Source organism: Gammaproteobacteria bacterium, assembly GCA_036383255.1.
GTDB lineage: Bacteria > Pseudomonadota > Gammaproteobacteria > Natronospirales > REEB76 > DASUBN01.
This window is the reverse complement of the sequence record DASVOS010000018.1, coordinates 50898-73039: the sequence shown is the minus strand read 5'-3', so window position 1 is coordinate 73039 and position 22142 is coordinate 50898. Positions and strand designations below refer to the sequence as shown.

Below are 22142 nucleotides of genomic sequence, written 5' to 3'. Positions count from 1 at the left end.
CCGCAATTTCCCACATGACGCCATATCCAGTGACGGACTTCGCGGACGAGATGCCCTGTACAAGGCATCGTTGAAGCACCAAACAGCTAAGGAGAGGCCGTGCGGCGGTCGCTCAAGATCTGCTCCCATACGGTGCTCATCGTCGTCGCCGTGTCGGTCCTCACTTTCATCGCGCTCGCAGCTTACGCCAGGACCGACAGCTTCCGGCATCTGATGCAGGGGGTCGTGAGCCGCGGCCTCGGCATGCAGGTGGAGCTGGCGGGCCCCATGCGCATCGGGCTCATCCCGTCGCCCCACGTCACCCTGCATGACGTAAGGATCGCCAACCGAGGCGTGAACGCGGGCACCATCGGAGAGACTTATATCCGGTTTCGCTGGTGGCCCTTGTTGCGCGGGGACCCGGAACCGGTCGTCATCACGGTCAAGGATCCGCACATCCTCATCAAGAAGGGCACGGACGGCACCCTGGACCTGATCGGCGACGCACCGCCAGCGAAGCACAAGCGCGCCCATGGACCCATAGAGGTGACCGTGACCGGCGCGAACATCCGGTACGAAGATCCCAAGGGCCGCAATCCGATCGAGGGCGATGGCTGCGACTTGACCGTCCACGGCATCCAGTCGGCCATGCCGGATGGGCGCCGCCTGCTCATACTGCTGACGTTCTCGGGAGCGGACCTGAGCTGCACCACCCTCAAGGCCGGCAAGTTCACCGGCACGGACCTGAGGCTCCATGCCGAGGAGAAGGTGGGCGGCGCACTCGACCTGCAGCCCATGACCTTGAATGCCTTCGGCACCAAGGCCGGCGGCGCCTTCCGCATACGGCTGGCCGGCGACGATGAGAGCTATGCCTTGGCGCTGGACGTGCCGGATGTGCAGGTGGGTCAGCTCCTCCAGGACCAGGGGTTCAAGAGGTTCGCGGATGGCAAGGTGGGGCTCTCCGGCAACCTGGCCTACCAGGGCCGTTCCCACAAGGACCTATTGAAGAGCATCACCGGCGACATCCTGTTCCGCGGGGACTCGGTGACGGTGTACGGGTATGACCTGGACAAGCTTCTCAGGAAGTTCGAGCGGACGCAGAAGTTTGACGTGGCAGACCTCCTGGGACTGTTCGTCGGCAACGGCGCCGGTGTCGTCGCCACCAAGGGTTCCGACTACGCCCAGCTCCTGCAATACCGCGGCGGTGTGAGCCATGTCCATGTGCTGGTCGCCAAGGTGAAGGTCGCTCAAGGCATAGTTAGCGCCGAAGATGTGGCGGCTTCCACTGACACCCACAGGATCGCCGCGAAGGGTGCCGTCAACCTGCTCACCGACAACTTCGAGCATGTGACCATCGCGCTTGTGGATGCGAAGGGCTGCTCCCTCGCCCAGGACAACATGGAAGGGCCGATCCGCAAGCCCAAGATGCAGAAGCCCAACGTCTTCAAGGTGGTGGCGGGCCCGGTGCGGCACCTCGTGCACAAGGCGGACGAGCTCTTCACCAAGGAAGGCTGTCCCGTCTTCTACGACGGGCAGGTCAAGCCGTTCTGATCCGGCGTTCACCTTCCTCGGCACATCGCTTTCCCTGAAGCCGGGCTCGCTTCGCCACGGGGAGGGGCTGCTCATCACATCTAATCTGTGCTAAGCGCCGGCTCGCTGTCACAAAATTGTCATCATCCTGGGGGTAGGGGAGGGGCTGGCAATCGGTCTGGCACCCGCTCAGCATTGCGGTCCGATTCGCATGGAGCGGTCATTGACGTTGGTGAACGGGTACCCCGGCTATGCCAAGGATTCCTTCGCTGGTTCAGGCGCTGACCAGTGTCTCCGCCTGCGGCGACTGCCGCGCCGGCACCATGTTGCGCAGGAATTCCTCGGCGGCGGCCTTCCAGCTGAATTTCACGGCGTAGTCGCGGCACTGCTTGCCGTCCAGCTCCAGGCAGGCGAGGGCGGCCTTCCTGAGGTCCGTGTCGCAGAAGCCGGTGACGCCCTGCTGCACCACGTCTACGGGGCCCGTGACGGGGTAGGCGGCCACCGGCACGCCGCAGGCCATGGCTTCCAGGAGCACCAGGCCGAAGGTATCGGTGCGGCTCGGGAACACGAACACATCCGCTGCCGCCAGGGTCTTGGCCAGTTCCTCGCCGCGCCGGAATCCCGTGAACTTCACCTTGGGATGCCTCTTCTTCAGCATCTCCAGGTCCGGACCATCGCCTACCACGTACTGGGTGCCGGGCAGGTCCAGCTCCAGGAACGCCTCGATGTTCTTCTCCACCGCGACCCGTCCCAGGTACATGAACACCGGGCGGTTCTCGTCCAGGAAGTGCTTGTCCCGCGGGCGGAAGAGCTCGGTATCCACGCCCTTGCCCCAGTGCACCAGGTTCCTGAAGCCCCGTCCCTTGAGCTCCTGCATGAGCGAGGGCGTCGAGACCATGAGCCGGCTCGCCGGGTTGTGGAAGCCTCGGATCCAGGCGTAGCCCATGCTCAGGGGGATGGGCGCCCTGGCGCGGATGTATTCCGGAAACTTGGTGTGGTAGCAGGTGGTGAAGTGCAGGCCGCGCTTGATGCAGTAGCGCCGCGCGGCGCCGCCCAGGGGGCCTTCCGTGGAGATGTGGATCGCGTCTGGTTGCAGCGCGTCCAGCCATTTGTTGACCTTGCCCTGCGGGAAGAGGGCGAGGCGGATGCTGCTGTAGCCCGGCATGGGGACCGTGGTGAAGCCCTGGGCGTGGGAGAGCACGTGGGGCTCGTGGCCGGCCTTCTCCAGCTCCTGCACGATCTTGTGCATGGTGGTGACGACGCCGTTCACCTCCGGCAGCCAGGTGTCGATGACGATGCCGATCTTCATGCGTGGGCCACCTTGGCGCCTGTCCGGCGCGGGGCTGCAGGCTTGGGGTTGCGGGCGGCGATATGCTCTGCCCAGTTGAGGATCTCGAGCGTGCCGTCATGCCGCTCGATCAGCGCGGTGCAGGACTCGACCCAGTCGCCGTCGTTGCAGTACAGCACGCCGCCGCGCATGGCGATCTCGGCGTGGTGGATGTGGCCGCAGACCACGCCATCGGCGCCGCGCTTCAGGGTCTCGCGCGCCACCGCGTCCTCGTAGTCGCCGATGAACTGCACGGCGCTCTTGGCCTTGTGCTTGAGGTAGGCCGCCAGGGACCAGTAGGGGAAGCCCATCTTGCGACGGAACACGTTGAGCCAGCGGTTGCAGTAGAGCAGCCAGTCGTAGATGCGGCTGCCGAGCTTCGCCAGCCACTTGCTGATCCGCACCACGCTGTCGAATTCGTCGCCGTGCAGCACCAGGAGGCGCTTGCCCTCGGCGGTGACGTGGATGGCATCCTGCTGGATGGAGACGTTGCCGAACTCCATGCCCACGTACTCGCGGAACACCTCGTCATGGTTGCCGGGGATGAAGATCACCTTGGTGTCGTGCTTGGCCTTGCCCAGGATCGTGCGCACCACGTTGTTGTGCTCCTGGGGCCAGAACATGCGGTTCTTCATCTCCCAGACGTCGATGATGTCGCCCACCAGATAGAGGTAGTCGCATTCGGTATGGCGGAGGAAGTCGAGGAGGAAGTCGGCGCGGCAGCCACGGAAACCCAGATGCACGTCGGAGATGAAGATACTGCGGTATCGCAGCGGCTTCATGTGATGGACGCTCATGTTGTCTTCCTCCTTCTGCACGTTGCGTGGCATTCTGAAGGTAGAGGGTTAAGAGCGTGTGAAAGTAGGGTTACATCTGCGTGAAACGATCCCCTTGCATGGCGCGGAGTGTCTTTGAACTGCAACCTGGACTTAACGTGGTTTTAACGCGTGGGAGCTAGAGTGCGCCCATGCTTGCGAAAGTCCTGCAGCCCTTCGTATTCGAGCGCAGCCTGCGCTGGGAGCGCCGCCGCCGTGCCTCCCCTTTACCGGTTAGCCGGCTAAAGCCGACGAAGCCGCAGCCTATGGACTGGCTCGCGGCTTACCCCCTGCACCCGCATGCATGGTGCAGCTTTCGAAGCAGAGTTCTATGGAGATCAAGACAGGGAGTGACGGCGCCAGGATGAAGCCGATGACAGGGACGTTACTTTCCACAACTTGTTGACGTTATCCACATGGCGGCGTCAACAGGACAGTTTTAGGCTAGCGATCTCAGTTGCCTGAGGTTGAGGTGCCAGAGGATCTGCGCCTCGCCCGGCACGGCGGGCTCCGGCATCTCCAGGCAGCAGACGGCGCCTTTCTTCATCTGCACCAGGCTCCTGGGCTCTCCGCTCACCATGTAGCCGATCCATTGGCTCAGGTCCGGCTCATGGGCTACCAGCGCCACTGTGCCCTTGTGGTTCGATACCCACTGCAGCAGCGCGCTGGGATAGACGCCCGGAGCGAGGCCGGTGTGCTGCAGGCGCTGCGCTTGGGGGAAGGCTTCGGCTACAAGGTCCGCGGTCTGCACCGCACGTACCAGCGGGCTCGAGACCAGGAGGTCCAGCTTCTCCACCAGCGTCGCGAGGCCGCGGGCACCTTCGCCCATCTTGCGCCGGCCTTCGGCCGTGAGCGCGCGCAGCCGGTCGTCGCGGCCGTCCTCGGCCTCGGCGTGGCGGATCACGAGCACGCAACGGTTCATTCGTTCAGGGTCCGCGCCAGGCTCTCGACACTGGTGAGAGGCAGGGAGCAAGTGGTGCCGCGGCACACGTAGGCGCAGGCAGGACCGCGCGGTGTGCAACGGGCCAAGAGCCCCACGAGGTTGCGGGCCTGATCCGGGATGGTGAGCACGAGGCGGCGTGGGTCGTACTGGCTCGCTAGCTCCTCGCGCCACTCGGCGAGCGCCTCCGGCTCGCCCCGCAGCACCACGAGTGTCGGCGGTTCCAGCATGTCCTCCAGCGCCAGCAGCATGGCGGCGTGGGATTCCGGATACTGCCGCATGTGGGCCTGGGCCGCCTTCAGGGTGCGCTCACCCGCATCTATATAGGTGGGGTCGGCACAGAGGTGGCCGAGCTGGATCAGCGCACGGGCCGCCACCGCGTTGCCGGAGGCCATGGACTCGTCGCTAAAGCCCTTGGGCCGGTGCAGCGGCGTCGGTTGGTCCCCGGCGGTGAACCAGAATCCGCCGCGCTCCACGTCCTCGAAATGGACGAGCAGGGCATCGGCGATCTCCCGCGCCCAGGCGAGCCAGCTGCTGTCCCAGCGGGCTTGCAGGAGTTCCAGCAGGCCCGCCAGCAGGAAAGCGTGGTCGTCCAGGTAACCCAGGATCTTCGTCTCGCCGCGCCAGCTCGCCCACAGGCGGCCGTCACGCCACAGGTGCTTGTGGATGAAACCCACAGCGCGCTCGGCGGAATCCACGTAGTCGGGGTGGGCGAGCAAGCGGCCGGCGGCGGCCATGCCGCGGATCATGAGGCCGTTCCAGGCGGTGAGCACCTTGTCGTCCAGCCCCGGACGCACGCGCTTCTCGCGGGCGGCCAGAAGCTTGGTCCGGGCCGATGCCAGGAGTTCCAGCGTAGCCGCATCAGGTCTAGGCGGCGGCACCAGCCGCGCCTGCTCCAGGGTCACCCTGAGGTGCCAGCGTTCCTCGAAGTTCGGCGGGTCGTTGAGTCCGTAGTGGGCGGCGAAGGCGATGAACTCCTCCTCCGTGAGGAGCTCCCGCAATTGATCGCGGGTCCATACGTAGAACGTGCCTTCATGGCCTTCCGAGTCCGCATCCAGGCTCGAGAAGTAACCGCCGTGCTCGCCCTGCATCTCCCGCATCACCCAGCCCGCCGTCTGTTCGGCGGTCTCGCGGAACAGGCCCTCGCCCGTGAGTTGCCAGACCTGGGCGTAGAGCAGGAGCAGGGGGCCATTGTCGTAGAGCATCTTCTCGAAGTGGGGGATGCTCCAGGCGTTGTCCACGGAGTAGCGGCAGAAGCCGCCGCCCAGGTGGTCGTAGATGCCGCCGGTGGCCATGCGCCGCAGCGTGAGGGTCGCCATGTGGCGGCAGGTGCGGCGCGTCTCCGGATCCGAATCCTGAGCCGCGGTGATATGCAGCAGGAGTTCCAGGTCCGCAGTGTGGGGGAACTTCGGGGCGCGGCCGAAGCCGCCGTCCCGCGGATCGAAGTTCTTGAGCAGCACGCCCAGGGCCGAGCCGATGGGCTCTGCATCCAGCTCCTCTTCCACAGGTTCATGCTCGCTGCCGACCCGCTGGAACACGCCCACGAGCTCGGCGCTCTGCTGCTCCAGGGCCGGCTTGTTCTCCCGGTAGAACTCCGCCGCCTTCTCCAGCACCTCCCGGAACGCAGGCATGCCGTAGCGCGGCTCCCGGGGGAAATAGGTGCCCGCGAAGAAGGGCGCGAGGTCGCCGGGGGCGAGGAACAGCGTGAGCGGCCAGCCGCCGCCTCGCTGGGCGATGAGCTGGTGGGCGAGCTGGTAGATGCGGTCCAGGTCCGGCCGCTCCTCCCGGTCCACCTTGATGTTCACGTACAGCCGGTTCATGAGCTCGGCGGTGGCCGGGTCCTCGAAGGACTCGTGAGCCATCACGTGGCACCAGTGGCAGGCGGCGTAGCCGATGGAGAGCAGTATGGGCTTGTCCGCCTCGCGCGCGGAGGCGAGCGCGGCCTCGTCCCAGGGCTGCCAGTGCACCGGATTGTCCGCATGCTGCAGGAGATAAGGACTGGTCTCGCGGCTCAAACGGTTCTCGGCGTGGTCGCCCATTCGGAGCCTCGCTGCTAGAATGCGCCTACTATACGTTCCTGAACCTTGCTCCGCAGCACGGAATTCCCATGTCCCTGCCCCCGCTCATCCTGAGGAAGAACGAGGACCGCCGCCTGCGCGCGGGACACCTGTGGGTGTTCAGCAACGAGGTGGACATCGGTCGCACGCCCCTCAAGGCTTTCCAGCCCGGAGACCTGGTCGAGATCCAGTCCGCCGGCGGCCATGTCATTGGCACCGGTTATGTGAACCCGAACTCACTCATCGCGGCGCGTATCCTCTCGCGCGACCCGCATCACTTGCCGGACCGCTCGCTGCTGGTGCATAGGCTCAACGTGGCCCTCTCGCTCAGGGAGCGGCTCTATCCCACGCCTCATTACCGCCTGGCTTTCGGTGAATCCGATGGCCTGCCGGGCCTGGTGGTGGACCGCTATGGCGACGTGCTGGTGGCGCAGATCACCACCGCCGGCATGGAGCGAATGAAGGCCGACATCGTGGCGGCGCTGGAGAAAGTGGTGAAGCCTTCCGCCATCGTGTTCCGCAACGATGTGGGCATCCGCGAGCTGGAGGGACTGCCGCTCTACACCGAGACCGCGCTCGGCACGCCGCCAGCGGTACTGGACGTGGTGGAGCACGGCCTCAAGTTCCAGGCGCCCCTGGAGGGCGGCCAGAAGACCGGCTGGTTCTTCGACCAGCACGACAACCGGGCGCGCCTGTTCCGCTACGTGAAGGGCCAGGCTGTGCTGGATGTGTGCAGCTACGTGGGTGCCTGGGGCATCCAGGCGGCCGCCCATGGGGCCAGCGAGGTTACCTGCGTGGACAGCTCAGCCTCCGCGCTGGAGTGGGTGCAGAAGAACGCAGCCGCCAATGGCCTCAAGGTCGCCACCCTCCAGGAGGACGCCTTCGATGCCCTCAAGGCCCTCAAGGATGAGGGACGCCGCTTCGGCGTAGTGGTGCTGGACCCGCCGGCCTTCGTGAAGCGGCGCAAGGACCTGGCGGCGGGACGCGATGCCTACCGGCGTCTCAACCAGCTCGCCATGCAGGTGCTGGAGCGGGACGGGATGCTCATTTCCTGCTCATGTTCCCACCACATGAGCGCCGAGGACCTCCTGGGGGCGATCCAGACCGCCGCGCGCCACCTGGACCGGGACGCGCAGGTGCTGGAGCAGGGCATGCAGGCGCCGGACCATCCGGTGCACCCGGCCATCCCCGAGACCTCCTATCTCAAGGCGTTCTACGTCCGCGTGGTGGCCTGAGCCAGGGCTGGGCGTCGTTTAGAATAGGCGCCCTATGATCTATCCCCATATCGACCCCATCGCCCTGCCCCTGGGCACCTGGCACCTGTTCGGCCGCGTCTTCCAGCCCGCCGTCCATTGGTACGGCATCACCTACCTGGTGGGCTTCCTGGGCGGTTACTGGTGCATGCACCTGCGCAGCAAGCGCCCGGCCAGCGGCTGGACCTCGCTGCAACTGCAGGACCTCCTGTTCTACGTGGCCCTGGGCGTGGTGCTGGGCGGCCGCGCCGGCTACATGCTGTTCTATGACTGGGATACCTTCAGCCACCATCCCGAGACCTTCTTCTTCGTGTGGAACGGTGGCATGTCCTTCCACGGCGGCCTCATGGGCGTGATGCTGGCCATGTGGATCTATGGCCGCCAGCAGGGCCGGCGTTTCTTCGACCTCATGGACTTCATCGCCCCGGTGGTGCCCATCGGTCTCGGCGCCGGGCGCCTGGGCAACTTCATCAACGGCGAGCTGTGGGGCAAGGTCACGGACCTGCCCTGGGGCATGCGCCTGGACTGCGCCGACCCGCGCTTCAGCTACTACTGCGGCGCGCAGAACGCGGGTTATAGCCTGCCGCACCATCCCTCCCAGCTCTATGAGTTCCTGCTGGAGGGCGTGACGATGTTCATAGTGCTGTGGCTCTACTCCAGCAAGAAACGGCCGCGCATGGCGGTCTCGGGCCTGTTCGCGATCCTGTACGGCTCGTTCCGCTTCCTCGTCGAGTTCGTGCGCATGCCGGACCAGCAGCTCGGCTACCTGGCCTTGGGCTGGCTCACCATGGGGCAGATCCTGTCGCTGCCGCTGATCGCCGCGGGCATTGCGTTGATGGTATGGGCGTACCGTTCTGAACGGAGGCGGGAGCGCGCGTGAAGCAGTACCTCGACCTCATGCGCCGGGTGCGGGACACGGGCGCCGTCAAGGCCGACCGCACCGGCACCGGCACCCGCTCGGTGTTCGGCCACCAGATGCGCTTCGACCTCGCCCAGGGATTCCCGGCAGTCACCACCAAGAAACTGCATTTCCGCTCCATCATCCACGAGCTGCTGTGGTTCCTGAAGGGTGAGACCAACATCCGGTATCTCAAGGAGAACGGTGTCAGCATCTGGGACGAGTGGGCGGATGAGAAGGGCGAGCTGGGGCCGGTCTACGGTTACCAGTGGCGTTCCTGGCCGGCGCCGGATGGGCGCCACATCGACCAGATCGCCAAGGTGATGGAACAGATCAGGACCACACCGGACTCGCGCCGCATCATCGTGAGCGCCTGGAACGTGGCGGACCTAGACGAGATGGCGCTGCAGCCCTGCCACGCGTTCTTCCAGTTCTACGTGGCGGAAGGCAAGCTCTCCTGCCAGATGTACCAGCGTAGCGCCGACATCTTCCTGGGCGTGCCCTTCAACATCGCCTCCTACGCGTTGCTCACCCACATGGTGGCGCAGCAGGCTGACCTCGAACCCGGCGACTTCATCTGGACCGGTGGCGATTGCCATCTCTACAGCAACCACATGGAGCAGGTGGAAGAGCAGCTCAAGCGCGAGCCCAAGCCCTTGCCCAAGCTACTCATCAAGCGCAAGCCTGCCTCGATCTTCGACTACAAGTACGAGGACTTCGAGGTCGCGGGCTACGAGTCGCATCCGGCGATAAAAGCGCCGGTGGCGGTATGAACGAGATCAGCTGGGGCGATTTCGAGAAGGTGGAGCTTCGGGTCGGCACCGTGGTGGAAGCGGAGCCCTTCCCGGAGGCGCGCAGGCCCGCCTACAAGCTCACAGTGGATTTCGGTCCCGAGATCGGCCTCAAGCGCTCCTCGGTGCAGATCACCGCGCACTACGCGCTGGCGGAGCTGAAAGGCCGCCAGGTGGTGGGAGTGGTGAATTTCCCAGCCAAGCGTATCGGCCCCTTCATGTCCGAGTGCCTCGTCACCGGCTTCTACCGGGAGGACGGCAGCGTGGTCCTGGCGGTGCCGGACAAGCCCGTCCCTAACGGCGCCAAGCTCGGATGATCGTATCCCTCATCGTCGCGGTGGGGCGCCGTGGTGAGATCGGCATGGCGGGCAAGATGCCCTGGCACCTGCCGGCGGACCTGAAGCATTTCAAGGCCAACACCCTCGGCAAGCCCGTGCTCATGGGGCGCAAGACCCTGGAGGCCATCGGCCGGCCACTGCCGGAACGGCGCAACCTGGTTCTGACCCGCGATGCGTCGTTCCGCTCCGAGGGCTGCGAGACGGTCACGAGCCTGGAGCAGGCACTGCGGCTCACGACTGATGCGCCGGAGCTCATGGTGATCGGCGGAGGCGAGGTCTACCGGCTGGCCTGGTTGCGGGCCGACCGGATCTACCTCACCCGCATCGAGGCGGACGTGGAAGGGGCGGACACCTTCTTCCCGGACGTGGACGACCAAGAGTGGAGGCTCACGGAGCGGGTCGACCATAAGGCCGACGCCAAGAATGCCTACGATTATTCCTTCCTGACCTACGAACGGCGCTGAGCCCGCCTCAAAGCTGCTGCGCTCGGCATAACTTCGTTGCGCGTCGGGTCGGAATCCTCATGTACATAAGAGTACACTCCGGTTCCTTGCCGCCGCGCGCCTCGTTCTGCCTTCGCTCGCTACGCTTTGAGTCGGTCTCAAGCTTCCCGCAAGCAAGGGATGAGAGGTTCGAGCGAAGAGATTTCCCGGCACAGCTTCTCAGCGAACTTGAGGCCCGCCTCCAGTTCGGCAGCGTTGCGCTTGCGGCTCTCTTCCAGCTCCTTGCGGCGGGCGGCAGCATCGAAGGGCTGGCCGGTGTTCTTGGCGTAGCTTTGCATGAGCGGCCCGCCGGTGATCTCCGCCGCACGCGCCGTCTCAAGTCCGAAGAACCCACCCAGGTCCCGCAGGCCTGAGGCGGGGTCCGCCAGGAAGGCCTCGAAGTCGCACAGCCGGTTGCGCTCCGGTGATGCTTCCAGTGCCCGCTGGAAGTGCAGCATGCCCGTCAGCCAGTTGAGGGCGAACTGCTCCGCTTCCGAGAGCACGGTGAGGCGCAGGTCGCTACGGCCGGTGAGGCTGCGGAAGTCCGTGAGCCAGGCGGGCGCGTAGAAGCGGCCGTTCTCCCGCACCTGTTCGTCCCTGAGCATGGTGGCAAGCCAGCGTTCCAGGTCCACATACAGGAGCAATGCCCTGGATGCCGGCGCGCGCTCCTGCAGCGGCATGAGCAGGTTCGCGGCGGCGCTGGTGGCTTTGATGATCACCCGCTGTTCGGGCCCATAGCTGCGTGAGAGCAGGCGCAGGGCAAGGTCGAACCACTTGTCCCACTCGGCCGGTCCCAGGCGCGAGGTGGGCAGGTCCAGCTCGCGACGCTGCACCGCGAGAGCCAGCAGGGCCACGGGCTCCCTGAGCGGCAGGCAGCCCGGCAGTTCTCCCAGGAGCCGTGACACCAGGGTGGAACCGCAATGGCTCACGTGGAAGATGGCGTGAGGCGGCGTGGGATGGATGCTTGCGGCCTGCTCGGCGATCATCGGCAGGGGGAACCAGGCGCCGGCGGTGCCGGGCGTGAGGGCGCGCTGGTCAAGGAACGGGGCGCGGCGCAACGCCGCCTGGTCCTGCTGCACCAGGAGGCCGCGGCGGTTGACGAAATCCAGGTCTTGCAGGAAGGTGTCCGGGCCGCGGGACAAGCTCGCGAGCAGTTCTCCGGCGTTCACTTCACCCGCTCCAGCCCGCCGAGCTCGGCCCGCACCAGGCTGTCGGCGCGGGCAAGATCCACCTGCCCGACATCGGTGACGCTTTCGGTGAGCGTGTCGAGGATGCGCTGCTGGATGGCGCCGCGGGCGCGGGCGTCGGCGTAAGGCAGGTGATGGAACATGACCATGGAGTAGCGCGGCACGAACATGCCGGGGTTGCGCTCCTCCAGCAGGAAACCGAGCTTCTTCTGCAGCATGAACTTGGGGTCACGCACCGCGTCGCGCATCTCCACGTAGTTCTCCAGCGCCATGGCGGCTATGGCCTCGGCGTTGGGGCGGCGCAGGGCCTCGAACTCACTGAAGACTTCGCCCCAGTCCCCGCCGTGGCGGGACAGGCACTCGTCCAGCACCAGGCAGTCCTCGAAGGCGCAGTTCATGCCCTGGCCGTGGAACGGCACGATGGCATGGGCGGCGTCACCCAGCAGCAACGCACGACCACCCACGTGCCAGTGCTCCGTGTGCACGGTGCCCATGAGTCCCGTCGGGTGGCTGCGGAAGTCCTGCTCAAGGTCCGGGATCAGGGCCAGGGCGTCCGGGAACTCCTCGGCGAAGAAGCGCTTGAGTTCGCCCGGCTTCTCGAGCTGGGCGAAACTGGGTTCGCCGTCCCGTGCCAGGAATAGGGTGACCGTGAAGCTCCCGTCCAGGTTCGGCAGCGCGATGAGCATGTAGCCTCCGCGCGGCCAGATGTGCAGGGCGTGCTTCTCCATGCGGTGGCTGCCGTCCGCCGCCGCCGGGATGGTGAGCTCCTTGTAGGCATGAGGCAGGACATCCTCCACCACCTTCACGTCACGCCGGCGGATCATGGCCTGGCGAACCGCGGAGCCCCCGCCGTCGGTGGCGATGAGCGTAGCGGCCTCGACGGCATGCTTGCCGCCGGTCCCGTCCACCAGGGTCACGCGGCCCGTGTCGAAGTCCACGTCCTCGACCCGGCGGCCGAAGTGGAAACGGGCGCCGGCCTTCTCGGCGGCGTCCATGAGCAGCATGTTGAGGCCGGGACGGGAGACCGAGTGGATCACCTCGGTAGGCGTGCGGCCATAGGGCGTGAGACTGGTGGCGCCGGCCTTGTCATGCAGCATGCGGCCGCGCATGGGGATGAGGAGCTTCTGCACCTCGGGCATGAGGCCGACCGCTTCCAGCGGGCGGATGCCGCGGTGGGCGAGGGCGAGGTTGATGGAGCGGCCCGCCGGGATCGCATGCCGGCGCATGTCCGGCAGGCGCTCGTATACCGTGACTGCATGGCCGCGGCGGGCCAGGAACACCGCCAGCAGGCTGCCGGCGAGGCCGGCGCCGATGAGCGTGATGGGGGCGCGGGCGGCCATCAGGCTTGCACCAGCCGGCCGAGGATCTCTACGAAGCGGTATACATCGTCGAAGCTGTTGTAGAGCGGTACCGGTGCCACCCGGATCACGTCCGGCTCGCGCCAGTCGCCGGTGACGCCTGCTTCCTCCAGTTCCTCGAACACGCGGCGCGCCGCGTCGCGGCCTTTGTGCAGGCGCAGCGACAGCTGGCAGCCGCGCTGGGCCGGATCGGCGGTGGTAAGCACGTCGATGTGTTCCGCGAGCTTCTCCTTGAGCAGGAACTCCAGGTAACCGGTGAGCTTGAGGGACTTCTCCCGCAGTGCCGGCATGCCGGCCTCATCGAAGATATCCAGCGAGGCATGCAGGGGCGCCAGGCCCAGCACCGGCGGGTTGCTGAGTTGCCAGCCCTCGGCGCCGGCCATGGGCACGAACTCCGGGCCCATGCGGAAGCGGGAGGACTTGTCGTGGCCCCACCAGCCCGCGAGGCGTGGCAGGTCGAAGGCCCTGGAGTGGCGCTCGTGCACGAAACAGCCGGCCACGGCTCCGGGACCGGAGTTCATGTACTTGTAGTTGCACCACACGGCGAAGTCGGGGCCTGAGTCGTGGAGCGCGAGCGGCACGTTGCCGACGGCGTGGGCGAGGTCGAAGCCAACCTTGCAACCAGCCTTGTGGGCAGCGGCGCTGATGCGCGTCAGGTCGAAGGCCTGGCCGCTGTAGTACTGCACGCCCGGCAGCATGACCAGGGCGATCTTCCCGCCCTCGGCCTCCAGCAACGCCTCGATCTCCTCCACCGGGATGTAAGGCTCGCCGCTGCGGGAGGCGAGCTCGATCAGGCTCTCGTCCGGGTCGAAACCGTGCAGCCGCACCTGGGCTTCCACCGCATAGCGGTCCGAGGGGAAGGCGCCGCGCTCGATGAGGAGTTTGTGCCGCGCCTGGGTGGGGCGGTAGAAGCTCGTCATCATGAGGTGCAGGTTCACGGTCAAGGAGTTCATGTTGACCACTTCCACGGGCTTGGCGCCGACCAGGCGCGCGGTGCGCTCCGTGAAGATCTCGTGGTAGGGCATCCAGGGGCGGCGGCCGCCGAAGTGGCCTTTCACGCCCAGGCGCTGCCAGTCTTCCAGCTCCTCCTGCACGTAGCGCTCGGTGTTGCGGGGCTGCAGCCCCAGGGAGTTGCCGCAGAGATAGATCTCGTCCTTGCCCTCGTGCTGCGGGATGTGGAAGCGCTCGCGATAGGAGGCCAGCGTGTCGGCGCGGTCCAGCTCGGCGGCCTGGGTCGGGTCGGGTCGGAATCGCATGCTCATCCCACGGGGTAGATGACGGGCCGGCTGGGGGCCGCGTCGGTCATGAAGGCGGGTATCTGCAGGTCCAGAAGGTAGTAGCCGTCCGCCACCGCCTCCGGCACATAGATGAGTTCGGTCACGGTGCCGCCGGGGCGGCGCGCATCGGCCAGCCGGTGGCCCGTGGCAGGCATGCCCCAGAACACCCGGTGCGCGGCCATGCGGCCTTCGTCCTGCGCCGGGTCCAGCGAGGGGAAATCCACCAACAGGTGCTCGACCCCTGCCTGCACCAGCATCGCCATGGCCTGCACCGTGAGGTAAGGCGCCGGCAGCGGGCCTTCGTAGCGGCGCGTGAGCTTGTCCTCGCCGTTGGGCAGGGTGCGCAGGATCAGGGCCTTGCGGAAGGCGGCTTCCGGATAGCGCCCGAGCGCCGCCTGCATCAGCTTGTCGTCGATCACTTTGTCGCGGGGCGCCACGCTCACCAGGGTGGCGGGCAGGAGCCCGGGCCGCACGGCCTCATGCACCTGCGGGCCATCGTCCACCAGGTGGGCGATGGACTCGGTATGGGTGCCGTTGCAGTGAGGCACGATGCGGTAGCTCTTCACGTTGCAGCTCCCGCCGCGCCGGGTGTCACCGACCCACTCGCCGCTCTCCAGGACCTGCTCCTCGGCCGGAGGCGCGCCGAAGAAGGCGGGCTGGAGAGCGCCGAAGACCAGGGGGATGGCGAGGGAGATGCCGCGCGCCATATCCGCCACATACTTGCGTCCGGCGATCTCGAGGGAGAGCAGCATCAGGCGAACCTCGTCTTGGGTAGCGCCAGCCACTCCAGCGCAGTTCCGTGCAGGAGACGCGCCTTGGCGGTCTCTTCCAGACGCAGCGAATCGATGATCTCGCCCGGGCGATCCTCCCCCAGCGGGAAGGGATAGTCGCTGCCTAGCGCGATGCGCTCCGGACCCATGAGCTCCAGCATGTAGCGCAGCATGGCCGGATGGTGCACCAGCGAATCCACGTAGATGCGCTTGAGGTAGGCCAGCGGGTCCACCTTGTTGTCCACGGCGCAGAGGTCGGGACGGGCGTGGAAACCGTGGGAGATGCGCCCGACGGTGGCAGGGAAGCTGCCGCCGCCATGGGCGAAGGCCACGCGCAGCTTGGGCAGCCTCTCCAGGACGCCGCCGAAGATCATGCTGGTGATGGCGAGGCAGGTCTCGGCGGGCATGCCCACCAGCCAGGGCGCCCAGTACTTGTCCATGCGTTCCTTGCCCAGCATCTCCCAGGGATGCACGAACACAGCGGCGCCGAGGTCGCTGGCCGCCTGGAACACGGGAAACAGGGAGGGATCATCCAGGTTCCGGCCGTTCACGTTGGAGCCGACCTGCACGCCGGCTAACCTAAGCTCCTTCACGCAGCGCTCCAGCTCCTTCACGGCGAGGTCCGGCGCTTGCAGGGGCAGGGTACCGAGGCCGATGAAGCGCTTCGGATCGCCCGCCACCACGGAGGCGAGATGGTCGTTGAGCAGGCGCGCGAGGTCGGCGCCGTCCCGGTCCTTGGCCCAGTAGCTGAACATCACCGGCACCGTGGACAGTACCTGCACCTGCACGCCGTGGGCGTCGCATTCCTTGAGCCGCGTGGGACCATCCCAGCAGTTGGCCTGGATCTCCCGGAAGAAGGTGCCGTCGTCCTTCAGCATGCGGGCGCAGCCGGGGCCGTGGTGCTCCAAATGGATGAAGCCACCGTAGCCGTAGCGCTCCTTCAGGCTAGGCCATTCCTTGGGAAGGATATGGGTGTGGATGTCGATCTTAAGCACGTTCTATTTCTTCTTCTGGGGTGCTTCCATGACCGTGCCGCAGTGCTTGCAGGTCCGCTTCTCGAGGCTGCCGAAGTAGCGGTCGAACACCGGCGGGAACTGGGTCTCGATGTTGGTGAGCTCGAAGTACTCCCGGTAGAGCTCGGCGTGGCAGTTCTCGCAGAACCACAGTAGGCCGTCCTGCTCACCCGGGTTGCGCGGCCGCTCGATAACGAGGCCCACGGTGTCCGCGAAACGCTGGGGCGAATGCAGGAGGTGGGGCGGTATCAGCAGGATCTCGCCCTCGCGGATGGGGATATCCTTCGGCTTGCCGTCCTGCATGGTCTTCAGCAGCATGTCGCCTTCGATCTGGTAGAAGAATTCCTCGCCCGGGTCGTCATGGAAGTCCTTGCGGGAGTTGGGGCCGCCCACCACCTGCACCACGAAACCGCTGTCGGTGTAGATGCGCTTGTTGCCCACCGGAGGTTTCAGGAGGTCGCGGTTCTCCTCGACCCAGCGCTTGAAGTTGATTGGACTCAGATCCCACATAAAGAGACTCCAGTTGAGCCTATGCGATGATGCTGGATTGGGCTGCCGCCGCACGTTTGCGCATGATGCGGGATTTTGCCCATGCACGAGGCGGAATCTCAATGAACCTATAAGTTAAGCTGGAGACCAATAAAACCGTACCCACGAAAATCACCGTTACGATATCCATCTTCCAAGCAGACATCACATGATGAAGGTTTGGTTTGTGGAAAGTCATTTTGAGGATGCCCGCGAATATGATCAGAATGACGAAATGGGTCAAATAGATTGAATACGACCACTGCCCGAGTTTATGGAATACGCCACTTTCGAGGATTTTGGTGGCCCATCCGCGGCTTAGTGAAAAAACCAGCACCAGAACTGCAAAAGACAATAAGGTTATGAACTGCATCCTATCTTTGTTGAAGCGGCACATCGAAAAAATGACAAAGGCGATGCTCGCTGCTTCAACAAGGTGGGACCGCCAGTTGTCCATGGCTTCTCTGGCCCGGATATGTATGACTTGCCAGATGAATTGAAGCAGCACACCGATGAAGAACCCAGTGACACACCTCAACATGCCTGGGCTGACTAGCCATGCGTCGTCGTTATTCACCACTATCAAACCGCCGCGCTGCCAAAGGTGCATACCGGCAATACCGACGATGGCCAGAGCGATAGTTATCATCAAATATCGCCTGGCGGCTGTCACAAGTGCTGTCAAGGCAAACAGGAAATACGTGTAGTACTCCGTACTGATGCTCCAACTTGGACGATTGAATGTGAAATCATCGTGCTGGAGTATCCCATGCAACAATGTCAGGTTGAGCAGGAAATCTTGCAGGGTTCCTTGCAGCCGCGAGTCATTGTCGATGTAGGAGAATACCTGCCATTGGGATCCGAGCCACTGGGTCATGACGAGGATCACGGCTATCACGACCAGCGTAAACAGGTGCAACGGATAGAGCCGCATGGTGCGAAGCAGTAAGAATTTACCTAGGTCGCCGGAGTCCCGGAGCCGGGTAGCATAGATGTGGCAAATGACAAATCCGGAAATGATGAAGAAGAAATCCACGAACAGCGCACCGTGGTGGATTAGGCTGTTGTAGCGGAGATGCCATCCCCAGAAGACGTGATAAAGCACCACGCCGATGGCGGCGATGCCACGCATCCCTTCAAGGGATGCGAAGAATTCCGTGCCTTTGTGGTCTGGGTTTGTATGTGTGGTGGTCATATGTATGACATCAGCGGACGACTGTCGCGATGCACTTGAGTTCGATGGCGATGGGCGTGGGCAGCGCCGTCACCTGGACGGTGGTGCGGCAGGGCTGGTTGTCCTTGAAGTACTCAGCGTAGAGCCTGTTGTAGGCCTGGAAGTCCCGCTGCATGTCCGTCAGGAACACCGTCACGTCCACCAGCCTATCCCAGCCGGACCCCGCGTCCTCCAGGATCCAGCGCACGTTGTCGAACACCGAGCGGCACTGTACCTCGATGTCATAGGCGACCACCTTGCCCTGCGCATCCAGGGTCACGCCCGGGATATCCTTGCTGCCGCGCTTGCGCGGGCCGACGCCGGAGAGGAACAAGAGATCGCCCACGCGCCGCGCATGGGGATAGAGACCCACCGGTTCCGGCGCCTTTGAGGAATGGATCTTCTCGCTCATCCCCGCTCCTCAGTACTTGACCGTGACGTTGCGCGGTTCGGTGAAGAAGCGCATGGCCTCGAAACCGCCCTCGCGGCCGACGCCGGACTGCTTCACGCCACCCATGGGAACCCGCAAGTCCCTCAGCATCCAGCAGTTGATCCAGATGAGGCCGGCTTCGAGCTTCGACGCCAGCCGATGGCAGCGGCCCACGTCGGAACTCAGCAGCGTGGCGGTGAGGCCGTAAGGCGTGCCATTGGCGAGCGTGAGCGCCTCCGCCTCGGTGTCGAAGGGCGAGAGGGTGACCACGGGGCCGAAGATCTCCTCCTGGTTCACACGGCAACCGGGTCCCAAGCCCTCGATGACCGTGGGTTCCAGGAACCAGCCCCCGACGCAGCGGCCGGAGAACTCGGCGCGCTTGCCGCCGCAGAGGACCTTGCCGCCTTCCTGCTTCGCGAGCTCGACGTAGCCCAGCACTTTCTGCAGATGAGCCTCCGAGACCAGCGCGCCCTGTTGCACGCCCGCTTCCAGGGGGTCACCCTGGCGCAAGGCTTTTGCACGCTCCACGAAGGCGTCGCGGAACTTGGGATACAGGCTGCGCTCGATGTAGATGCGCGAGCCGCAGAAGCAGATCTCGCCCTGGTTGGCGAAGGCGGCCCGCAGGGATTCCCTGAGCGCCAGCTCGAAGTCGCAGTCGGCGAACACCAGCACCGGGTTCTTGCCGCCGAGCTCCAGCGACAGCTTCTTGAACTTGGGGGCCGCACGGGCTGCGATGTCGGCTCCGGTCTTGGTGCCGCCGGTGAAGGACACGGCCTTCACGCCCGGGTGGTCCACGATGGCGCTGCCGGCCTTGGTGCCCAGGCCATGCACCACGTTGAGCACGCCCGGCGGCAGGCCCGCCTCGGCGCAGAGTTCGCTGAACAGGTACGCCGTCATGGGCGTCACCTCGGAAGGCTTGCCCACCACGCAGTTGCCGGCGGCCAGCGCCGGCGCGATCTTCCAGGTGAACAGGTACAGCGGCAGGTTCCAGGGGGAGATGCAGCCCACCACGCCGAGCGGTGAGCGCAAGGTGTAGTTGATGGCGCCTTCCTCCATGGCATGGGACTCGCTGCCGAACTGACTGGCGGCGGCGGCGAAGAAGCGCAGGTTGGAGACGGCGCGGGGGATGTCCAGGCTGCGGGCCAGGTCCACCGGCTTGCCGTTGTCCACGCTCTCGGCGCGCGCCAGTTTCTCCAGGTCTCTTTCGATCAGCTCTGCGAGCTTCAGGAGCCAGCGGCTGCGCTCGGCGGCGGGCATGCCGGACCAGGCGGGGAAAGCGGCAGCTGCGGCGGCCACTGCAGCATCCACATCCTTCGCGTCTGAGTCGGGGATGTGCGCGTATACCTTCGCCGTGGCGGGCTCATGGCAGTCGAGCCAGCCGCCGGAGTGGGCCGGCTGCAGTCTGCCGCCGATGTAGTTCTTGAGCTCCACCATGCTAGAGGCTCTGGATGCGCCCGCCGTCCACCGGCAGGCTAACGCCCGTTATATAGGACGCGGCGGGAGAGGCCAGGAAGGCGATGGCGGCGGCCACTTCCTCGGGGTCGGCGATGCGCCCCAGCGGGATGAGCGCGCGGGCCTCCGCTTCGACCTCCGCCACGCTGCGCTGCTCCTTCTCGGCGCGGGACTGGAACAGGCTCTGCATGCGGCCTGTGCGGGTGAACCCCGGCAGCACGTTGTTGACCGTGATGCCGTCCTTGCCGAGCTCGCCGGCCAGGGTCTTGGCCCAGCTCGCCACCGCGCCGCGTACGGTGTTGGAGACACCCAGCCCCTTGATGGGCTCCTTCACGGAGGTGGAGATGACATTGATGATGCGGCCGTACCCGGCGGCGCGCATGGCCGGCAGCAGCGCCTGCACCAGGGTCTGTCCGCCGATGAGGTGGCGGTTGAACGCGGCCAGGAATTCCTCGGGCTTGGCGGACTGGATCGGGCCGCCCGGCGGTCCACCGGTGTTGTTGACCAGGATGTGCACCTTGGGGGTGCGCTTGAGCCAGGCCTCGAGGGCGGCCTTGAGGCCGGCGGGGTCGTCGAAGTCGGCGGTGAAATAGCCATGGCGCTGGGTGCCGGTGGCCGGGAGCTGCTGGAAGCTCTCCTTGAGGCTCTCCTCGGTGCGCGCTACCAGGGTCACATCGGCGCCGAGCTCGGCCAGGGCCCGCGCCGCGGCGGCGCCTATCCCCTTGCTGGCACCGCACACCAGGGCCCATTTGCCGTCCAATCGGAGGCTATCGAGGGTCTTATTGGTGGTCATAGACCGCCAATGATATCAGTCGGACCCCGGTTCCTGAGCTTTCTGGCAGTCCACGCAGTACCAGCCGCCGCTGCCGTCACCGTCCAGCCTGAGGGCGGTGAGCTGGCCACCCCAGACGCAGCCCGTGTCGAGGCCGAGGGCGTTGTGGGCATCCTGGACCTCGCCCACGGTTGACCAATGGCCGAACAGGAGGTGCAGGCCGGAGCTCGCGCGGCCTGGCGCCTCGTACCAGGCCTGGAACCCATGGGGATGGGTCCCGGGGGCGCCCTTGGTCTTGAGCTCCAACTCCCCCTCGGGTCCGATGAAGCGCAGGCGCGTGAAGCAGTTGACGATGAAGCGCAGCCGGTCCATGCCAGCCAGCTCCGCGGACCAGCGGTCCGGCCGGTCGCCGTACATGTGGCGTAAGAACTCCAGGCAGCCGGGCCCTTGCAGCACCATCTCCAATTCCCGTGCGCAGGCCTGGGCCTGGGCCAGGTCCCACTGTGGCGGGAGGCCGGCATGGAGCAGCGTGTAGCCCAGTTCAGGATCGTGATGCAGCAGCGGCCTGTGGCGCAGCCAGTCCAGGAGTTCCTCCCGGTCAGGCGCGGCCAGCACCGCATCCAGGGTGTCGCTCTTGCGTTTGGGCGCGGTGCCGGCGGCCACCGCCAGGAGGTGCAGGTCATGGTTGCCCAGCACGGTGACCGCGTGGCGGCCCAGGCTCTTCACGAAGCGCAGGGTCTCGAGGGACTGGGGACCGCGGTTGACCAGGTCGCCGGTGAACCACAGCTGGTCCTCGGCGGGATCGAAGTTGATGCGCTCCAGCAGCCGCTGGAGCTCGTCGTGGCAACCCTGGATGTCACCGATGGCGAAGGTCGCCATCAGTGCAGCATGCCCGGCACCGCCAGCCGGAAGGGAGCGATGGGCGCGTCGAAGGTCTCGCCCTGGTCGTTGATCATCTGGTAGGCACCCTGCATGGAACCGACCGGCGTCTCCAGGGCCGCGCCGCTGGAGTAGCGGTAGCCCTCGCCGGGCTTGATATGGGGCTGCTCGCCCACCACGCCTTCGCCGTGCACTTCCTGCACCTTGCCGTTGGAGTCGGTGATCACCCAGTGGCGGGTCAGCAGCTTGGCGGGCACCGAGCCCTGGTTGCGGATGGTGATGGTGTAGGAGAACACGAAGCGGTTCTGCTCCGGGTCCGATTGGGCGGCCACGTAGGCGGTCTCCACGTCCACGCGGATGTCGTTCGGGAGGGGGACGGCTGTCATGCGCTTATTTTACGTGAATGTACCGGCTCATTCACCGCAGGCGCACAGTCAAAACATCACACGGGGCCTTGTGCATGATGGCTTTTTCGGTGGAGCCCAGGAGCAGCGCGAGGCCGTGGCGTTCGTGGCTGCCGAGCACGATGAGGTCCGCCTCGAGTTCGGTCGCGGCCTTCAGGATCTCGAGCTTGATGATGCCCACCTCGAGGCGGCGCGGCAGGTCCGCGAGCCCGAGTCTGGTGCAGAGTTCGTCCAGGCGGCGGCGCGCACCGCCTATCATCTCGCCTTCAAGGTCAACGGGGGGCGGCAAGAGCGCCTCGCCGGCGGGGTCCACGGGGATGAACTCCACCACATGCAGGAGGCTGGCCTTTGCCCCACAGCGGCGGGCGATCTCCATGCCGCGCTGCACCACCCTGGCGCTGTCTTCGCTCAGATCCACGGCGATCAGGACCTGGTTGTAGGCATCCATC

At 65.6% G+C, this 22142-nt stretch carries 23 protein-coding genes; 6 read left to right on the top strand and 17 right to left on the bottom strand.

All coding sequences use genetic code 11. The annotated features are described in order from the left end of the window. Positions 1 to 99: 99 nt before the first annotated feature. A complete protein-coding gene (locus VF651_11510; GenBank protein HEX7966327.1) occupies positions 100 to 1530 on the top strand; it encodes an AsmA-like C-terminal region-containing protein in 1431 nt (476 codons plus the stop codon). Positions 1531 to 1783: 253 nt separating this feature from the next. Here the strand turns inward: VF651_11510 and VF651_11505 are convergent, their stop codons facing one another. The 4 genes from VF651_11505 to VF651_11490 all read right to left on the bottom strand — a co-directional run bounded on the left by VF651_11505 (position 1784) and on the right by VF651_11490 (position 6630). Then, on the bottom strand, positions 1784 to 2818 hold the full coding sequence (locus tag VF651_11505) for a glycosyltransferase family 1 protein (protein ID HEX7966326.1): 1035 nt from the start codon (positions 2816 to 2818) through the stop codon (positions 1784 to 1786). Further along, positions 2815 to 3633, bottom strand: a complete 819-nt coding sequence (locus VF651_11500; protein HEX7966325.1) for a UDP-2,3-diacylglucosamine diphosphatase — start codon at positions 3631 to 3633, stop codon at positions 2815 to 2817. The genes VF651_11505 and VF651_11500 overlap by 4 nt, the downstream gene beginning before the upstream one ends. A 457-nt stretch (positions 3634 to 4090) precedes the next feature. Then, positions 4091 to 4573, bottom strand: coding sequence for a histidine phosphatase family protein (locus VF651_11495; GenBank protein ID HEX7966324.1), 483 nt, complete (start codon positions 4571 to 4573; stop codon positions 4091 to 4093). Beyond that, positions 4570 to 6630, bottom strand: a complete 2061-nt coding sequence (locus VF651_11490) for a thioredoxin domain-containing protein (protein HEX7966323.1) — start codon at positions 6628 to 6630, stop codon at positions 4570 to 4572. The genes VF651_11495 and VF651_11490 overlap by 4 nt, the downstream gene beginning before the upstream one ends. A gap of 68 nt (positions 6631 to 6698) precedes the next feature. On the opposite strand from VF651_11490, the gene VF651_11485 reads away from it, so the two are divergent. From VF651_11485 to VF651_11465, 5 genes are read left to right on the top strand one after another with little or no spacing between them, the layout of a single operon-like run. Beyond that, a complete protein-coding gene (locus VF651_11485) occupies positions 6699 to 7883 on the top strand; it encodes a class I SAM-dependent rRNA methyltransferase (GenBank protein HEX7966322.1) in 1185 nt (394 codons plus the stop codon). Positions 7884 to 7917: 34 nt separating this feature from the next. After that, entirely contained in the window at positions 7918 to 8781 is an 864-nt protein-coding gene (gene lgt, locus VF651_11480; protein HEX7966321.1) for a prolipoprotein diacylglyceryl transferase, read from the top strand. Further along, positions 8778 to 9572 carry a thymidylate synthase gene (gene thyA, locus VF651_11475; GenBank protein ID HEX7966320.1) on the top strand — a complete coding sequence of 265 codons (795 nt, stop codon included), beginning with the start codon at positions 8778 to 8780 and terminating at the stop codon, positions 9570 to 9572. Before lgt ends, thyA begins: the two co-directional genes overlap by 4 nt. Next, complete coding sequence (locus tag VF651_11470; protein HEX7966319.1) at positions 9569 to 9907, top strand: tRNA-binding protein; 339 nt, start codon at positions 9569 to 9571, stop codon at positions 9905 to 9907. Before thyA ends, VF651_11470 begins: the two co-directional genes overlap by 4 nt. Continuing rightward, the gene (locus VF651_11465) at positions 9904 to 10392 is read left to right on the top strand and encodes a dihydrofolate reductase (GenBank protein HEX7966318.1); all 489 of its coding nucleotides are present in this window, start codon (positions 9904 to 9906) and stop codon (positions 10390 to 10392) included. The genes VF651_11470 and VF651_11465 overlap by 4 nt, the downstream gene beginning before the upstream one ends. A gap of 137 nt (positions 10393 to 10529) precedes the next feature. Here the strand turns inward: VF651_11465 and VF651_11460 are convergent, their stop codons facing one another. Genes VF651_11460 through VF651_11400 form a run of 13 tightly spaced genes read right to left on the bottom strand, consistent with a single transcriptional unit; the run spans position 10530 to position 22141 of the window. Next, entirely contained in the window at positions 10530 to 11579 is a 1050-nt protein-coding gene (locus VF651_11460; GenBank protein ID HEX7966317.1) for a hypothetical protein, read from the bottom strand. Then, complete coding sequence (locus tag VF651_11455; protein ID HEX7966316.1) at positions 11576 to 12937, bottom strand: NAD(P)/FAD-dependent oxidoreductase; 1362 nt, start codon at positions 12935 to 12937, stop codon at positions 11576 to 11578. Before VF651_11455 ends, VF651_11460 begins: the two co-directional genes overlap by 4 nt. Continuing rightward, on the bottom strand, positions 12937 to 14211 hold the full coding sequence (kynU, locus tag VF651_11450) for a kynureninase (GenBank protein HEX7966315.1): 1275 nt from the start codon (positions 14209 to 14211) through the stop codon (positions 12937 to 12939). The genes VF651_11455 and kynU overlap by 1 nt, the downstream gene beginning before the upstream one ends. Before the next feature lie 2 nt (positions 14212 to 14213). Further along, the gene (locus VF651_11445) at positions 14214 to 14984 is read right to left on the bottom strand and encodes a cyclase family protein (GenBank protein HEX7966314.1); all 771 of its coding nucleotides are present in this window, start codon (positions 14982 to 14984) and stop codon (positions 14214 to 14216) included. After that, positions 14984 to 15997 carry an amidohydrolase family protein gene (locus VF651_11440; protein ID HEX7966313.1) on the bottom strand — a complete coding sequence of 338 codons (1014 nt, stop codon included), beginning with the start codon at positions 15995 to 15997 and terminating at the stop codon, positions 14984 to 14986. The genes VF651_11445 and VF651_11440 overlap by 1 nt, the downstream gene beginning before the upstream one ends. Before the next feature lie 3 nt (positions 15998 to 16000). After that, on the bottom strand, positions 16001 to 16525 hold the full coding sequence (locus VF651_11435) for a 3-hydroxyanthranilate 3,4-dioxygenase (GenBank protein HEX7966312.1): 525 nt from the start codon (positions 16523 to 16525) through the stop codon (positions 16001 to 16003). A gap of 19 nt (positions 16526 to 16544) precedes the next feature. Further along, the gene (locus VF651_11430; protein HEX7966311.1) at positions 16545 to 17738 is read right to left on the bottom strand and encodes an acyltransferase; all 1194 of its coding nucleotides are present in this window, start codon (positions 17736 to 17738) and stop codon (positions 16545 to 16547) included. Positions 17739 to 17748: 10 nt separating this feature from the next. Next, positions 17749 to 18168: a Rid family hydrolase gene (locus VF651_11425; GenBank protein ID HEX7966310.1), complete on the bottom strand. Its 420-nt coding sequence runs from the start codon at positions 18166 to 18168 to the stop codon at positions 17749 to 17751. A gap of 9 nt (positions 18169 to 18177) precedes the next feature. Beyond that, positions 18178 to 19620 carry an aldehyde dehydrogenase gene (locus tag VF651_11420; GenBank protein HEX7966309.1) on the bottom strand — a complete coding sequence of 481 codons (1443 nt, stop codon included), beginning with the start codon at positions 19618 to 19620 and terminating at the stop codon, positions 18178 to 18180. 1 nt (position 19621) lies between these two features. Further along, on the bottom strand, positions 19622 to 20431 hold the full coding sequence (locus tag VF651_11415; GenBank protein HEX7966308.1) for an SDR family oxidoreductase: 810 nt from the start codon (positions 20429 to 20431) through the stop codon (positions 19622 to 19624). Between the two features lie 15 nt (positions 20432 to 20446). Next, positions 20447 to 21289: a symmetrical bis(5'-nucleosyl)-tetraphosphatase gene (locus tag VF651_11410; GenBank protein ID HEX7966307.1), complete on the bottom strand. Its 843-nt coding sequence runs from the start codon at positions 21287 to 21289 to the stop codon at positions 20447 to 20449. After that, positions 21289 to 21675, bottom strand: coding sequence for a Co2+/Mg2+ efflux protein ApaG (apaG, locus tag VF651_11405; protein ID HEX7966306.1), 387 nt, complete (start codon positions 21673 to 21675; stop codon positions 21289 to 21291). The genes VF651_11410 and apaG overlap by 1 nt, the downstream gene beginning before the upstream one ends. 31 nt (positions 21676 to 21706) lie before the next feature. Continuing rightward, entirely contained in the window at positions 21707 to 22141 is a 435-nt protein-coding gene (locus tag VF651_11400; GenBank protein HEX7966305.1) for a universal stress protein, read from the bottom strand. Between the last annotated feature and the right edge of the window lies 1 nt (position 22142).

Excerpts from the sequence above, each read along its gene's own strand:
- VF651_11505 (HEX7966326.1), bottom strand. The coding sequence starts at position 2,818 with ATGAAGATCGGCATCGTCATCGACACCTGGCTGCCGGAGGTGAACGGC.
- VF651_11500 (HEX7966325.1), bottom strand. The coding sequence starts at position 3,633 with ATGAGCGTCCATCACATGAAGCCGCTGCGATACCGCAGTATCTTCATC.
- VF651_11495 (HEX7966324.1), bottom strand. The coding sequence starts at position 4,573 with ATGAACCGTTGCGTGCTCGTGATCCGCCACGCCGAGGCCGAGGACGGC.
- VF651_11490 (HEX7966323.1), bottom strand. The coding sequence starts at position 6,630 with ATGGGCGACCACGCCGAGAACCGTTTGAGCCGCGAGACCAGTCCTTAT.
- VF651_11485 (HEX7966322.1), top strand. The coding sequence starts at position 6,699 with ATGTCCCTGCCCCCGCTCATCCTGAGGAAGAACGAGGACCGCCGCCTG.
- lgt (HEX7966321.1), top strand. The coding sequence starts at position 7,918 with ATGATCTATCCCCATATCGACCCCATCGCCCTGCCCCTGGGCACCTGG.
- VF651_11470 (HEX7966319.1), top strand. The coding sequence starts at position 9,569 with ATGAACGAGATCAGCTGGGGCGATTTCGAGAAGGTGGAGCTTCGGGTC.
- VF651_11465 (HEX7966318.1), top strand. The coding sequence starts at position 9,904 with ATGATCGTATCCCTCATCGTCGCGGTGGGGCGCCGTGGTGAGATCGGC.
- VF651_11455 (HEX7966316.1), bottom strand. The coding sequence starts at position 12,937 with ATGGCCGCCCGCGCCCCCATCACGCTCATCGGCGCCGGCCTCGCCGGC.
- kynU (HEX7966315.1), bottom strand. The coding sequence starts at position 14,211 with ATGCGATTCCGACCCGACCCGACCCAGGCCGCCGAGCTGGACCGCGCC.
- VF651_11445 (HEX7966314.1), bottom strand. The coding sequence starts at position 14,984 with ATGCTGCTCTCCCTCGAGATCGCCGGACGCAAGTATGTGGCGGATATG.
- VF651_11435 (HEX7966312.1), bottom strand. The coding sequence starts at position 16,525 with ATGTGGGATCTGAGTCCAATCAACTTCAAGCGCTGGGTCGAGGAGAAC.
- VF651_11430 (HEX7966311.1), bottom strand. The coding sequence starts at position 17,738 with ATGACCACCACACATACAAACCCAGACCACAAAGGCACGGAATTCTTC.
- VF651_11425 (HEX7966310.1), bottom strand. The coding sequence starts at position 18,168 with ATGAGCGAGAAGATCCATTCCTCAAAGGCGCCGGAACCGGTGGGTCTC.
- VF651_11420 (HEX7966309.1), bottom strand. The coding sequence starts at position 19,620 with ATGGTGGAGCTCAAGAACTACATCGGCGGCAGACTGCAGCCGGCCCAC.
- VF651_11415 (HEX7966308.1), bottom strand. The coding sequence starts at position 20,431 with ATGACCACCAATAAGACCCTCGATAGCCTCCGATTGGACGGCAAATGG.
- VF651_11410 (HEX7966307.1), bottom strand. The coding sequence starts at position 21,289 with ATGGCGACCTTCGCCATCGGTGACATCCAGGGTTGCCACGACGAGCTC.
- apaG (HEX7966306.1), bottom strand. The coding sequence starts at position 21,675 with ATGACAGCCGTCCCCCTCCCGAACGACATCCGCGTGGACGTGGAGACC.
- VF651_11400 (HEX7966305.1), bottom strand. The coding sequence starts at position 22,141 with ATGGATGCCTACAACCAGGTCCTGATCGCCGTGGATCTGAGCGAAGAC.